This is a genomic window from Pseudomonas sp. R11-23-07 (genome assembly GCF_003852295.1).
In the GTDB taxonomy this organism is placed as follows: domain Bacteria; phylum Pseudomonadota; class Gammaproteobacteria; order Pseudomonadales; family Pseudomonadaceae; genus Aquipseudomonas.
Window position 1 is genome coordinate 4,361,863 of the sequence record NZ_CP027761.1, and the last position, 13,542, is coordinate 4,375,404.

Genomic DNA, 13,542 nt, shown 5'->3' on the forward strand with positions numbered 1-13,542 from the left:
AGTTCTCCTCTAGCGCAGATAATCGGCGAGCGCTTCCTGCATGCAGGGAGCGTCGAGCATGGCGCTGTGTTTGAAGAATCGGACGATGTTGCCCACCAGCGGATGCGTCGGGGTGATCGGAAAACTCATGCCTTCGACCTCCTCACGCAACGCCGCCTTGACCGTAGGGCTCACCGGCAACTGCTCGATCAAGGCGAAATCGAACCCCTGCTGGATGTCGTTGGTCAGGTACTCAGCGAGGAACACCGGCATGATCGCGGCCAGCGCGCGCTTGTCCTCCTCGCTCGCTGTGCTCCAGTAAATGCGCGTCAACTTGGCCCAGAAGCCGGAGTGCCGCCCCTCGTCCGCCAGATGGTCTGCCATCAGCCCCTTGACCGATGCCTTGACCGAATCGTCCCGGGCAAATGCCGCGACATCATTGGTCAGGGTATTTTCGGCAACCGCAACGCAGATCAGCTCAACCGCTGCCTTGAGGTGCTCGGGCGCCATTGCCAGGGCTTTGGGAATCGACCGGTTGAGTTCGATTTCCGCAGGCAAGGTAATGGGCTCGATCCCGGTCAGTTCGATGGTTTGTTGCATGTAGTCCATCGCCACCAATGCGTGGTAGTCCTCATCGACTACCACCGTCATCGCGTCATACCGACACGCAAACGGAAAGCGGATGGCGAAGTTATCTTTCGCAATGCTTCTGGCCGTTCTGTCGACAATTTCCGTTTCGAAAATCACTACATCGTTAATGAACTTGTACAAGCTTTGAACGAGCACGAAGTGCTGCAAGTGAGCACACTCGCGAATAAACGTTGCCCCCATTACCAGCGGTTGGCGACTGATCGGGAATATTAACTTTTCATCATCTTCCAAACGACGCCTCGGTCGCGTGCGAATCGTCGCCCGCTCCTCCCACGCCTCGGAAAATGATTGATATTCTTCAGCTCTCATGAAGCGTTCCCTTTGTTCATGATGATCAGTAGTAGTGCACTTCAAACAACAAACAACCGTCTTCGGAATGGAACGGCCCGTGTTCGGTGTGCGCCGCCCTGAAGAAGTAACCGCCATCGCGATAGGTTTTCTCGGGGCGATCTTTACTGGCTGACTCTGTCTGGTCGCCTTCAATCAAATACACTTCTTCGTGATAATCGTGCGTATAAATCTCACGGGTGCCACCGCCCGGATGAAAGCGCACCAATCGCGTGCGAATACCGGTTTTATTGATAGGGTCCAAGGTGTCCTTGAATACCGTCAGGGTAATACCGCGCTCGGACGTCACCTCGACCCATTTGGCCTGGTCAGCTTCGATAACTGCTACGTTCATGCCACGCACTCACTGACATTTTCACGCATGGCGACACGCAAGTTGTCCCACAAGGCCAGACGACTTTGCACGGCAGCGATGGCCGACTCATACACTTCTTCCTGGCGTTGCGCATCACCGTTGACCAGGCGCGCGAGCAGGCTTTCCGCCGCCGGGCCGTGGTCTTCGGAGTCCACTTCAATATGGCGTTGCAGGTAGTAGCGGAACGTCGGGGCATCGTCGGCAGTGATGTCCCAGTCATCGAGAATGCGCTGGAACATCTCGGGAATCACGCTCTCGCGACCATGCAGGAAAGCGGCGGCGACACTGTGCGTCGACGCATTGATTGCGGTTTCGATGGTATCGGTCACGAACGCGGAAGCCGCCAGGCCTGCTCCACAACGGTCCAACGCGGTCTGCAGATCGACGCCTTCACGCATCAGCTTGACGAAAAATTCGATCTTGTCGGTGCTGGCGCCAACTTCACGCATGGCATGCAGGTAGAGTTCGAAGTGGCTGTAGTGACCGCCCTGCAGGTTCTGGTCGGACTCTTCGCCGAGGATGATTTCGTTGATCAGGTGAGCTGCCGCCGGGTCCAGTGGTGGGAGCCAAGGCAGGCGAGTACACGTCAGGTCCTGTTGCAGGCGCTTGGCCAGGGACATGAAATCCCACACGGCAAAGACATGGGTTTCCATAAAGGCGCGCAGGACAGGCAATGAATTGATTTCAGCAAAAATCCGATGATTGCCCAGTTCCGTTTTCTTTGCGTTCAATAGCGACTTTTTATCTTCCATGGTGCTTTCCTTATCAGGCTTAGTTGCGTTCAGGCCACGCGACATATACCGACCTGCCTTTTTTCAGGCATGAGCAGGCTTATCTCGCCATTACCGGCCAGCACGGTATATATGTTAATTAAGTTACACGGTGAATCTTCGGCAGACCGAGCGGTCACCCGCCGAAGCAAGACGAAACTTAGAGGAAGTTCATAACGATCGGCAAGTGTTTTCTGGAAAAATAATACTAAATATTTCTAAACTACAAAACATACAACAACAGAAGCCCGAGCAAAGTTTTAAATATCAACTTTGTCGGGCGATAGTTTACCTACTCGCTTTTCGCGAGCATTAGCAAACTGCATGTCATTGCTAAGTTAGCAATCCACTAAACCGTCAACAGGCCTGTCGCCTTTTTTCCATTCAAGTTCCCTCTTGTTTGCTGAGAAGCGCCGCGCATTATTTGCCGGCTATGTGCATTCAATTCTTCGCTTGCTGACGTAATGCCAATGCCGCCACACCACACAGGATCAAGGCGATACAGGACACGTAGAACGCATCGCTGTAGGCCATCAGGTAGGCCTCGCGGCGCACGGTACGCATCAAGCCCTCGAGGACTTGCTGCTGGGCGGGCAGCAGTTGGTTGAAGACGAAGGCTTCGCTGTCTGCCATGCCGGCGCGCAGGCGCTCCTGGAATGACGGGGAAAACAAGGTGATCGACTCGCCGACTCGCTCTGAATGAAAGCGCTCGCGCATGGCGACAATCTGCGTCAACCCGGCAGTGCCCACGGCTCCGCCCAGGTTGCGCAGCATGGAAAACAGGGCAGAGGCAGAACCGGCTTCATCCTTGGCCAACCCGGACACGGCCAGCACCGAAAGCGCCACCATGATCAACGGTTGCCCGATGCCCCGTACCACAGTGGACGGGATGATCACGTTGGCGGCGCTGTCCATGTCCAGATGCGCGCCGAGATAGCAGCCCAGGGCCATGATGAAAAAGCCGCTGGCAACCATCAGTTTCGGGTTGAGCCACTTCATCAGGCGCGGCATGAACGGCGCCAGTACCAGTTGCACCATGCCGTAGGCAATCAGGCTGATCCCGATTTCCCGGGCGTTGTAGCCCTGCAGTTGGGACAGGTAATTGGGCACCAGAAAGACCAGGCCGAACGTGGCCCCGCCAAAGATGAACATCGCTGCGCTCGCCACGCCGAAGTTGTAGCTCTTGAGCAGGCGCAGGTTGATGAATGAGCGGCTGCCGTAGAGCTGTGACAGCACGAAATACACCAGGGCGACGCCGGCGGTGAGCGACATCCATACGATGAAATCGGAGCCGAACCAGTCCTTGCGCCCGCCTTCTTCAAGTACGATCTGCAACCCGCCGAGGCCGACAATCATGGCCAGGATGCCGCCCCAGTCGCCGCGCTTGAGCAGGCTCAACTGCATGGGTTTGGCATCAATGGACCATGCCACCGCCAGCAGCAGGAGAATGCCGGGGGCCAGTTGCAGGTAAAAAATCCAGCGCCAGGAATACGCATCGGTCAGCCAGCCGCCGATCGACGGCCCGGCGGCCTGGGCCACGCTGTTGGACAGGGCGAACAGGGCCATGCCCATGGCGATCTTGCTGGGCGGCAGTTCCGTGATGATCAGTTGGAATGACAACGGGATCAGCACCGCGCCGGCGGCGCCCTGGATAACCCGAATGATGATCATCACTTCCAGGTTGGGTGCCCAGGAGCAGGCAATGGAAGCCACTAGAAATACAAACGAGCCCACCAGCATCACCCGGCGCAGGGAGAACACCTGCACCAGCCAGGCGGTCAGCGGGATCATGACGATTTCCGCAACCAGATACGCCGTGGAAATCCACGAGCCTTCTTCAAAGGTCGCCCCCAGCGAGCCTTCGATTTCCGGCAGCGCGGCGCTGGTCACGTGCACGTTCATGCCGGCCATGAAACAGCCGAACAGCCCGCCGATCACGGCCACCCAGGCGCGAAAGGAGACGGTTTTCTCGCCAATCTCAGTCATGCGCGGCGCCCTGGGCAGTAGGACGGGTATCCACCGTCGTGATCACCGACATGCCCGGCAGGATGGGGCCGCCGTCATCATGCTGATCGATCACGATCTTCACCGGAAAACGCTGCACGATCTTGGTGAAGTTGCCGGTGGCGTTGTCCGACGGCAGCAGCGCAAATACCGCACCCGAACCGGGCGAAAAACTCACCACATGGCCCTGGAGCTTGCGCCCTGAATAGCTGTCGACGCTGATATCCACCGTTTGCCCGGCGCGCATGTCACGCAATTGGGTTTCCTTGTAGTTGGCCACCACGTAGGCCTGCTGCAAGGGCACCACGGCCAGCAGCGGCAGGCCCGGCGCGACATATTGGCGGGTGCGCACCTTGCGCTGCCCCACTACCCCGTCGATCGGCGAGCGGATCAGGGTGTCTTCGAGCGCATGGGTCGCCAGTTTCAACTGGGCCTCGGCCTGGTCGCGCCGGGCTATCTGCTGCTGCAGCGAGGCATCGGCCAATTGGCGGCGGGTAGTGGCGACATTCAGCCGGGTTTCCTGCTGGCGCTGCATCGCCCGGGCAATGTCCACCGCGGCGCTGGCCTGGGTATAACTGGCCGCGGCGCTTTCCAGGCGCTGGGCGCTGGCGGCATGCTCGCGGACCAGGCCTTCATAGCGATGTTGATCCAGACTGGCGCGGCGCAACTCCGCCCCCACGCTGCGGGTATGCGCCTCGGCCTGGGCGACGCCGGCCTTTTGCTGTGCGATCAGGCTGTCGGTAACGTGCAGGTTGGCCTGCTCGGCGGCAATCGAGGCTTGTGCTTGCGCCAACTCCGCACGGGCTTGGGCCAAGCGCGCCTGGTAGTCACGGTCCTCGATGCGCACCAGCACATCCCCGGCCTTGACGGGCTGGTCATCCTCCACCAACACCTGGGCTACGTACCCGGACACCCTTGGGCTGATGGGAATCCAGTCGGCACGCACGTAGGCGTCGTCAGTCTGTTCCAGGTAACGCCCCACGGTCATCCAATACACGCCGAACGCCACTGCTGCGATCAACAACGCAGCACCACCGAGCAGGATCAGGTTGCGTTTGCGGCGTTGCTTGCGGGCGTGCATGAGCTGCTCGAGCACATGCTCCTGCTCATCCTGCACAGCGGTTTTTTCATCAACAGCGATATTCATGGCTGGGTACCGGAAAAATGGGCGGAAGCGTGGGTGAGTGCAGCGGCCGGAGCCTGGGCGGAAGCGGATTGCCAACCGCCCCCCAGGGCGCGAAACAGGCTGATCTGGCGCTGCAGCAATTGGCCATCGGCATCGGCGCGTGTGGCTTGCAGGCGGATCAGCTCACGCTCGCTGTCGAGCACATCGAGAAAGTCGATGGAGCCGGCGTTGTAGTTGAACTGCGCCAGCTTGTAGGCATGCCGACTGCTATCCAGTGCCTGACTCAAGGCGGCGTGGCGCTGGCGCTCGCCGTCGTACAGCGCCAGGGCCTGGCGTACGTCCTTGAGCGCCCTGAGCACGCTGTTTTCGAATTGCGCGACTTCCACCTGCTCGAGCGCGCGCGCCTGGTTGACCCGCGCACGGTTGGCACGCCAGTTGGGGAACTGCCAGGTAATCAGCGGACCGATGCCAAACATCACCGCGCTGCTGTCCTCCAGTTCATGGGGTTTGCTGGCCGAGGAAGACACGGAGGCGCCAAAAGTCACCTTCGGATACAGGTCGGCCTGGACGATATCCACTTGCAAGGTGGCGGCTCGCAATGCTCGCTCGGCCTGACGGATATCAGGGCGGCGCGCCAGTAATTGCCAGCCATCGCCCACCGGCAGCGCGGCACTGAGTTGCGGTACCACTTCGCACGTCGCCGCGCCTGAACCCTGCTCCAGGTCAGCCACGCCGGTCAGCATCGCCAGTTCATACAACGCCGACTCGCGGCGCGCCTCCAGCATCGGCAACAGGGCCAGGGTTTCGCCCTGCAGGGCCTGCATGCGGCTGTATTCAAGGTCTGTCACCACGCCGGCCTGACGCTGGCGATCGGTCAGCGCCAGGCTGCGCCCGACCACTTCCAGTGAATGGCGCTGCACTTTGGCGCGCGCGCCCAGGGCGCAGGCATTCACGTAGGCGCGGGTGGTTTGCGCGGCGACGGTGATGCGCAGCAAGTCTTCGGCGTCCTGAGCCGCCGCCGCTTGCACCTGCGCCCGCTCAATGCTGCGCTGGACCTGGCCCCACACATCCACTTGGTAAGCCAATTCGAAACCAGGGTTGAAGGCCCACTGCGACGGTGCGTGGCTGTCGGTGGCCTTGGCCAGGGTCTGATCGTCGGCAGTCTTGCCGTAGACGGCGCCCAGTGACGCCTGGGTGGACGGCCAACGCTCGGCGTCGGCCTGCATGATCCCGGCCAGCATCGACTGCACATGGGCCTGCGCCGCCGCCAGGTCGCGGTTGTGTTCCAGCGCTTGCTGCACCAGCGCGTCGAGCTTGGGGTCGTTGTACAACTGCCACCAACGGTCGGGCAAGGCCTGGGCCGACACACCCTGCGGCAGGCGGCTCAAGGCATCGATGCGCGGCGGGTGCGGTTGCGCCGGCACATGGGTGACCCAGGAAGAACATCCTGCCAACCAGACGACAGCCACGCCCAGGAGCGAAAGACGGCAGTGCCGCGTGGAAAATGAAGGCGAACCCATCGCAGAAATCCAGAGTGCTGAGTAGAGACGCAGGTTAAGAGAGCACCGTGCTGCGCATCTCCCGAGTTCCAGACAACCATCGTTTCGATTGGGACAACTTGGCTGCGCAGCCGGATCCAGAGCGCCCGCCGTCCAGGCGCACGCACGCATGGCCCTGCGCAGAGGCGGGCCATGTCCAGTAGGTGGGGGTAGCGCGGGGGCGATCAGACCAAACGGCAGTTGCTGGGTGTGTAGCCCATGGTGCGTTTGAACATTGCCGTGAAAGCGCTGGGGCTTTGGTAACCATGCTCAAGCGCCACTTCCAGAATGGACACGCCGCAGGCCAGGCGCTGCATGCTCAGCAGCAGTCGCGTGCGCTTGCGCCACTCGCCATAACTCATGCCCAACTCTTTCTGGAACAACCGAGCCAGGGTGCGCGAACTCATATTGAGTTGCACCGCCCAGCTCTCCAGTTTCGATTCCTGGGAAGGGTTGTCGATAAAGTCGGCACACAGCGACTTGAGCCGCGGCTCGTCTGGAATCGGCACATGCGCCAATACTTTCTGTGCCCTGTCGAGTTCAGAGAAGATCAGGTCGACAATCTGCCTGTGACGCACCACCGCCGGCTCGCTGTCAGGTGTTTCGGCGGCGGCGATGATCAACTCACGCAGCAGTGGCGACACACGGATGACGTGGCACTCCTCCGTCAAGGCGCGGTGGGCGCCGGGGCTGATCAGCAACGTGCGCATGCGCACCTCGCCCGTCATGCGGATCTGGTGCTCCTGCCCGGAGGGGACCCACAGCGCGTGCCCGGAAGGCACCACCCAAGTGGTGCCGACGACCGATACCAGCATGACGCCGTTGATGGCGTAGACCAACTGGCCTTCGTCGTGTCGATGCGAGGCAACGATATCGCCGTGACCATAGTTACCGGTAAGCGCCGCCAATGCGGTATGCGCATTCATCTCAGGAAGGCACCGCAGCACTCGCCACGCTGAGCAGGCCCAGACGCGATGCGCGATTGACGGCACTCGTCACCGCCTTGAGGGACGCCAGCAAGATGCTGCCATCGCGGGCGGCACCGAACAGCAACTGGTTGTTCACGCGGATCTCCACATAAGCCAGTGCTTCAGCCTGGGCACCGTCACGGGTGGCATGTTCGTGGTAATCGGCGATATCGAAGTGGATGCCGCGCTGCGCGAATGCGTCGACCAGCGCCGCCAGCGGGCCGTTACCTTCACCGCTCAGTTCAAGGGGGCTCGCGCCGCCGATCAGCGTGCCTTCCAGGTAAGTCACGTTGCCCTCGCTGACCAGTTTGGGCTGCAACAAAGTGTAAGGCTTGCCCTGGTCAAGGTAGTGCCGGGTAAAGCAGGCCAGGATCATCTCGCCACTGACTTCCTGACCGGAGGCATCGGCTTCCTGCTGCACCAGGCTGCTGAATTCCATCTGCAGGCGCCGCGGCATCACGATGCCATGTTGTTCCAGCAGATACGCCACGCCACCTTTGCCCGACTGGCTGTTGACGCGAATCACCGCTTCATAGCTGCGTCCCATGTCGGCGGGATCGATCGGCAAGTAGGGCACTTCCCACAGCCCATCGGGATTGACCTGGCGGGCCGCGAAGCCTTTTTTGATCGCATCCTGGTGCGAGCCCGAAAACGCCGTGAACACCAGCTCCCCGGCGTAGGGATGGCGCGGGTGCGTGGGCAGTTGGTTGCAGAACTCGACTTCACGCTGCACGTGGATGATGTCCGAGAAATCCAGTTGCGGGTCGATGCCGCTGGTGTAGAGGTTCATTGCCAGCGTCAGGATATCCACATTGCCGGTTCGCTCACCGTTGCCGAACAACGTGCCCTCGACCCGCTCGGCTCCGGCCAGGCAAGCCTGTTCGGCGGTAGCGACCCCGGTACCGCGATCATTATGCGGATGGACACTGATGACTACGCTGTCGCGACGGCTGAAATGGCGGCAGAACCACTCGATCTGATCGGCGAAGACATTGGCCGTGGAGACCTCCACCGTGGTGGGCAGATTCAGGATCATTTTGTTCGACGGGGTCGGGCCGAAAGCATCGGTCACCGCTTCGCAGACCTCCAACGCAAAGTCCAGTTCGGTGAAGCAGAAGGTTTCAGGGGAATACTGGAACGTCCACTGCGTATCTGGATTGTTGTCCATGTGGCGCTTGATCTCACGCGTTGCCTGGGTGGCAATGTCGATGCAACCGGCCCGGTCCACGCCGAACACCACCTCCCGGAACACCGGCGCGGTGGCGTTGTACACATGCACGATCGCGCGCGGAGCGCCTTTCAAGGCTTCAAACGTGCGCTCGATCAAATGGCTGCGCGCCTGCGTCATCACTTGGATAGTCACATCGTCGGGAATCGCGCCACTGTCGATCAATTCACGCACGTAATCGAAATCGGTCTGGGAAGCGGCAGGAAAGCCTACCTCGATCTCCTTGAACCCCACCTTGACCAGCAGCTCGAAGAAACGGCGCTTGCGCTCGGCATTCATGGGTTCGATCAATGCCTGGTTGCCGTCACGCATGTCGACACTGCACCAGGTTGGCGCTGCAGCCTGCACGACACTTGGCCATTGGCGGTCCGGGAGGTCCACAGTAGTGAAATGGCGGTATTTGCTGGAAGGGTCCTTGAGCATCATGTCGCTTCTCCTTTTTAGAACTGATCGTCGGTAGCGCAGACAGCCTTGCTGTACGCATTCGACATTGGATCCAATACTAAACATAGAGAGCTTGACATGAATTGCGTATTTGGCGCGACAACATGAAAGAAATTACATAAAAAATCATAAATTGAAAAAATAGTGGTGATTTCTATCAATATACGAATTTATAGAGCAATAAAACCTTTAAGAGCAGGATTTAGACGATGATCGAAATTGAGCGCGACGGGGCGCGGAAAATGGCAAAAAGGCTACTGAGGGGGGATAGGTGATGGCGGTCGAGCCGCTCGCTAAAGAGGTGGCGACTGATGTTCGTAGCGCATAGAGCGCATGTTCAGCAAATTTCAGGCAAAAAAAAACCCGGAAATCCTCACTTGCGTGGGCCTTCCGGATTTTCTAAACCGCCAAAAATGGTGGGTCGTGTGGGATTCGAACCTACGACCAATTGGTTAAAAGCCAACTGCTCTACCAACTGAGCTAACGACCCGCTGTGTGGTGGCGCGTATAATACTGATTTCTAAGGATTATTCAACACCTTATTTGAAAATAATTCAAAATTATACGCAGGGGTCATATTTCGGCGGGTTGAACGCCGCGCATCAGCGCCTGATCAGGCGTATCAACGCCCCGGCTCGTCGTTCCACAGGTATTTGTGCAACTGCAATTGCAGGCGCACCGGCAGGTTGTCCGCGACCACCCAATCCGCCAGCTCACGGGCGTTCAAGTCGTGATGGCTTGGGGAGAACAGCACCTCGCCTGCACGACGCTCAAGGCCATACTGGATCAGCTTGGACGTCGCCCAGTCATAATCGCCTCGAGAACAGATGACGAACTTGACCTGATCGTTGGCCGTCAGCAAGTCGATGTTCTCGTAGCGGTTGCGGTGAGCTTCTTTGGAATCGGGGGTCTTGAGGTCGACCACTCGGCTCACACGCGGGTCTACCGCAGAGATGTCCAAGGCGCCGCTGGTTTCCAGCGAAACCTCGTATCCGGCGTCACACAGCTGCTTGAGCAAGGGGATGGCATTGGGTTGCGCCAATGGCTCGCCGCCTGTTACACAGACGTAGCGCGGTCGGTAGCCGGCAACCTGCTCCATGATGTCGTCCAGGGTGCGCACGGTGCCGCCGCTGAAGGCATAAGCGCTGTCGCAATATTGGCAACGCAAGGGGCAACCGGTGAGCCGTACGAATACGGTAGGCAGCCCTGCAGTGCGCGTTTCACCCTGTAATGAGTAAAAAACTTCGGTAATACGTAATGTGTCTTGCATAGTCGCCACGGGCGTAACAGCTAAACAGGCTGTCCGCCTCCGTCAGGCACTTCAAGGGATCGCGCCAACGCGTCAACCCCAGGAAGCGTGTGTCATAAAAGGGCGTGGATTCTAACGAAAAAACCCGCGCCAGGCGCGGGTTTCTTCTAAACGGACTGCATTGCTTACAAGCGCTGCAGATCCCGTTGAGCCAACTGCGCAGCGGAAGTACCCGGATACTGGGCGACGACCTGCTGCAGAATGCCTTTGACCTTGTCGGCATGGCCAAGGCGGCGCTCCACGTCAGCGAGTTTGTACAGCGAGTCCGGCACCTTGGCGTGCTTGGGGTACAGCTGGCTGACCTTGGCAAACGCCTGGCCTGCCCCCTGCAAATCACCCTTTGCCAGGTTGACCTCACCCAGCCAGTACTGGGCATTGCCCGCGTATTGGCTGTTGGGGTACTTGCGCAGGAATGCGGTAAACGCCTGGCTGGCCTTATCGAAGTCCTTGGCCTTGATCAGGTCGAAGGCTGCATCGTAATACAGTTTTTCCTTCGCCGGATCACCCGGTTCACTGCTGGCGGCCGGGGCCTGGCTGGCTGCCGCGGCCCCCGCTGCTGCGCCACCGGCGGCAGCACTGGGCGTGCCACCGGTAGAAGAATTATCAGGAGTAGCGGCAGGTGCAACACCGGCTCCAATACGTCGATCAAGATCCTGGTAACGCTCCAGGCCTTCTTGCTTAAGCTGGTTCACTTGATTCTGCAGAACTTCAATGGCGCCTTGTTGCTGGGCCAATTGATCCTGCATGCGTTGCAGCTGGTTGAACAGTTCGCCCTGTGCCGAAGGCGCGGCCGTAGCCGCCCCCCCAGCATAGGCGCCGTTCGTGCCATAACCCGCTGGCGGATAACTGCTGCCGCTATTGTTATAGCCAGAGTTGCTATCCGTTACAGGAACCGCAGCCCACACCGCAAGCGGTGCGAGGCTGAAAGCCAATACAGTTAGAGCACGACGGCACGTTCGCATGACGAATTACTTACGCAGTTCGACGCGACGGTTCTGAGCCCACGACTGTTCGTCGTTGCCAGTTGCAACTGGACGCTCTTTACCGTAGGAAACCAGTTCCAGTTGGCCTGGAGCAACACCTTGCAGTACCAGGTAGCGTTGAACGGCTTTCGCACGACGCTCGCCCAGTGCCATGTTGTACTCACGAGTACCACGGGCGTCAGTGTTACCTTCCAGAACAACGCGAGCGCCGTTAGCTTTCAGGTCCTTGGCGTGAACGTCCAGAGCGCGCATGGCTTCTGGCTTCAGGTCCGAACTGTCGTATTCGAAGTAGAAAGTGGTGATCGCGCGCAGAGCAGCTTCTTCGCTCAGGGAGCCGTCGACTGCACCAGTGTTAGCGCCGTAACCAGCGTTTGGATCAACAGCTGCGCCTTCACCGGCATTGTCGCCGCCTTTAGAGGAGCAACCAACGGCTACGGACAGAGCCAGAGCCAGAGCAGCAAACTTACCAAACTTCAGCATTTCCATCGTGAAACTCCTAATGAACCCCAGTGTGTTAAGTACTTCTTTTTGTAGCGCCGCGTCAGTTCAGGTAAGGGGACCAGGATGGTTCTCTGACTTCGCCTTGTGCGGTAGGAAGCGGGAGCCTTACGCGTCCATTAATGGACACGAGCATCAAGACTCCCCGGCCCTGCTGGCGGGTGGCGTAGATTACCATGGTGCCGTTGGGCGCAACAGTGGCTGACTCATCAAGGTTGGTATCTGTAAGGATTTTTACGGTTCCGCGCTGCAAATCCTGGGCCGCAACCCGGAAATTAGTGAAACCATCCTGACGGTGAATCATTACCAACGTCTTTTCATCGGCCGAAAGCTTGGGGTTGGCGTTGTAGTTACCAATAAAGGTCACGCGTTCCGCGCCACCACCACCCACGCTGGCTTTATAGATTTGAGGCTTGCCGCCACGGTCGGAGGTGAAGTAGATGGTCGAGCCATCCTTACCCCAGAACGGTTCGGTATTGATGCCAGGGCCGCTGGTCACGCGAGTGAGCTGGCGCGAAGCCATGTTCATCACGTAGATGTCCGGGTTACCGTCCTTGGACAGCACGAATGCCAGGCGCGAACCATCCGGCGACCAGGCTGGCGCACCGTTGAGGCCTTCGAAGTTGGTGATTTGCTCACGACGGCCAGTGTCGATGTGCTGGACGAAGATACGCGGACGCTTCTGTTCGAACGACACATAGGCAATACGCTTGCCGTCCGGCGCAAAACGCGGCGACAGGATTGGCTCGCGCGATTGCAGCAGGGTCACGGCGCGTGCACCGTCATAGTCGGAGCGCTGCAGGGTGTAACGCGTGTTGTCTACGGAGAAACGCTCAGCGGTGACGTACAGCATGCGTGTGGAGAACGCACCCTTGATACCGGTGAGCTTTTCAAACGACTGGTCCGAAATGTAGTGGGCCATGTCACGCAGTTGCTCGGCGGTGCCCGAAACGTTGCCGGTCAGGACCTGCTGTTCGGTGGCCACGTTGAACAACGTGTACTGGATCTGCAGGCGACCGCCGGCCGGTGTGATGCTGCCGACCATCAGGTACTGCGCGCCCACGGCCTTCCAGTCGCGGAAGATGACTTCGCTGGCCTGGGTCGGCTGGCTGATCATGTTGCCTTTCGGAATCGGTGCGTAGTAGCCGGAGTTGCGCAGGTCGTCGCTGACGATCTGGGCCATGTCGTCCGGCAGCACGCTGCCGCCCTGCCAGCCGAACGGCACTACCGCGATCGGAGTGGCCCGATCGCTGCCGCTGGTAACCAGGATGTTCTTTTCATCCGCCGCCGCTATCCCTGCCATGCAGCAAATAACGACAAGCATTCCTCGAAGAAGGTTTC

The 13,542-nt window shown here is 59.3% G+C and carries 12 protein-coding genes and 1 tRNA gene; all 13 read right to left on the reverse strand.

Annotated features, from left to right (window positions below):
• Positions 1-9 precede the first annotated feature (9 nt).
• Positions 10-939 carry a diiron oxygenase gene (locus tag C4J84_RS20000; protein WP_124436000.1) on the reverse strand — a complete coding sequence of 310 codons (930 nt, stop codon included), beginning with the start codon at positions 937-939 and terminating at the stop codon, positions 10-12.
• A gap of 25 nt (positions 940-964) precedes the next feature.
• On the reverse strand, positions 965-1,312 hold the full coding sequence (locus C4J84_RS20005; RefSeq protein WP_124371692.1) for a DUF4437 domain-containing protein: 348 nt from the start codon (positions 1,310-1,312) through the stop codon (positions 965-967).
• On the reverse strand, positions 1,309-2,085 hold the full coding sequence (locus tag C4J84_RS20010; RefSeq protein WP_124415469.1) for a DUF3050 domain-containing protein: 777 nt from the start codon (positions 2,083-2,085) through the stop codon (positions 1,309-1,311). The genes C4J84_RS20005 and C4J84_RS20010 overlap by 4 nt, the downstream gene beginning before the upstream one ends.
• A 459-nt stretch (positions 2,086-2,544) precedes the next feature.
• Positions 2,545-4,089 carry a DHA2 family efflux MFS transporter permease subunit gene (locus C4J84_RS20015; RefSeq protein ID WP_124371694.1) on the reverse strand — a complete coding sequence of 515 codons (1,545 nt, stop codon included), beginning with the start codon at positions 4,087-4,089 and terminating at the stop codon, positions 2,545-2,547.
• Entirely contained in the window at positions 4,082-5,254 is a 1,173-nt protein-coding gene (locus C4J84_RS20020) for an HlyD family secretion protein (protein ID WP_124405135.1), read from the reverse strand. Before C4J84_RS20020 ends, C4J84_RS20015 begins: the two co-directional genes overlap by 8 nt.
• The gene (locus C4J84_RS20025) at positions 5,251-6,753 is read right to left on the reverse strand and encodes a TolC family protein (protein ID WP_124436001.1); all 1,503 of its coding nucleotides are present in this window, start codon (positions 6,751-6,753) and stop codon (positions 5,251-5,253) included. Before C4J84_RS20025 ends, C4J84_RS20020 begins: the two co-directional genes overlap by 4 nt.
• A gap of 203 nt (positions 6,754-6,956) precedes the next feature.
• The gene (locus tag C4J84_RS20030; RefSeq protein ID WP_124364177.1) at positions 6,957-7,697 is read right to left on the reverse strand and encodes a helix-turn-helix domain-containing protein; all 741 of its coding nucleotides are present in this window, start codon (positions 7,695-7,697) and stop codon (positions 6,957-6,959) included.
• A 1-nt stretch (position 7,698) separates the two neighbouring features.
• Positions 7,699-9,393 (reverse strand): 2-isopropylmalate synthase, encoded by a 1,695-nt coding sequence (gene leuA, locus C4J84_RS20035; RefSeq protein WP_124436002.1) that lies wholly within the window; start codon positions 9,391-9,393, stop codon positions 7,699-7,701.
• A 432-nt stretch (positions 9,394-9,825) separates the two neighbouring features.
• Positions 9,826-9,901: transfer RNA gene (locus C4J84_RS20040), tRNA-Lys, on the reverse strand.
• 132 nt (positions 9,902-10,033) lie between these two features.
• Positions 10,034-10,681 (reverse strand): 7-carboxy-7-deazaguanine synthase QueE, encoded by a 648-nt coding sequence (queE, locus tag C4J84_RS20045; RefSeq protein ID WP_124430366.1) that lies wholly within the window; start codon positions 10,679-10,681, stop codon positions 10,034-10,036.
• Between the two features lie 164 nt (positions 10,682-10,845).
• Positions 10,846-11,682, reverse strand: a complete 837-nt coding sequence (ybgF, locus tag C4J84_RS20050; RefSeq protein ID WP_124410655.1) for a tol-pal system protein YbgF — start codon at positions 11,680-11,682, stop codon at positions 10,846-10,848.
• A 6-nt stretch (positions 11,683-11,688) separates the two neighbouring features.
• Positions 11,689-12,189 carry a peptidoglycan-associated lipoprotein Pal gene (pal, locus tag C4J84_RS20055; protein WP_003193861.1) on the reverse strand — a complete coding sequence of 167 codons (501 nt, stop codon included), beginning with the start codon at positions 12,187-12,189 and terminating at the stop codon, positions 11,689-11,691.
• Between the two features lie 55 nt (positions 12,190-12,244).
• Positions 12,245-13,525 (reverse strand): Tol-Pal system beta propeller repeat protein TolB, encoded by a 1,281-nt coding sequence (tolB, locus tag C4J84_RS20060; protein ID WP_177412755.1) that lies wholly within the window; start codon positions 13,523-13,525, stop codon positions 12,245-12,247.
• Positions 13,526-13,542 lie beyond the last annotated feature (17 nt).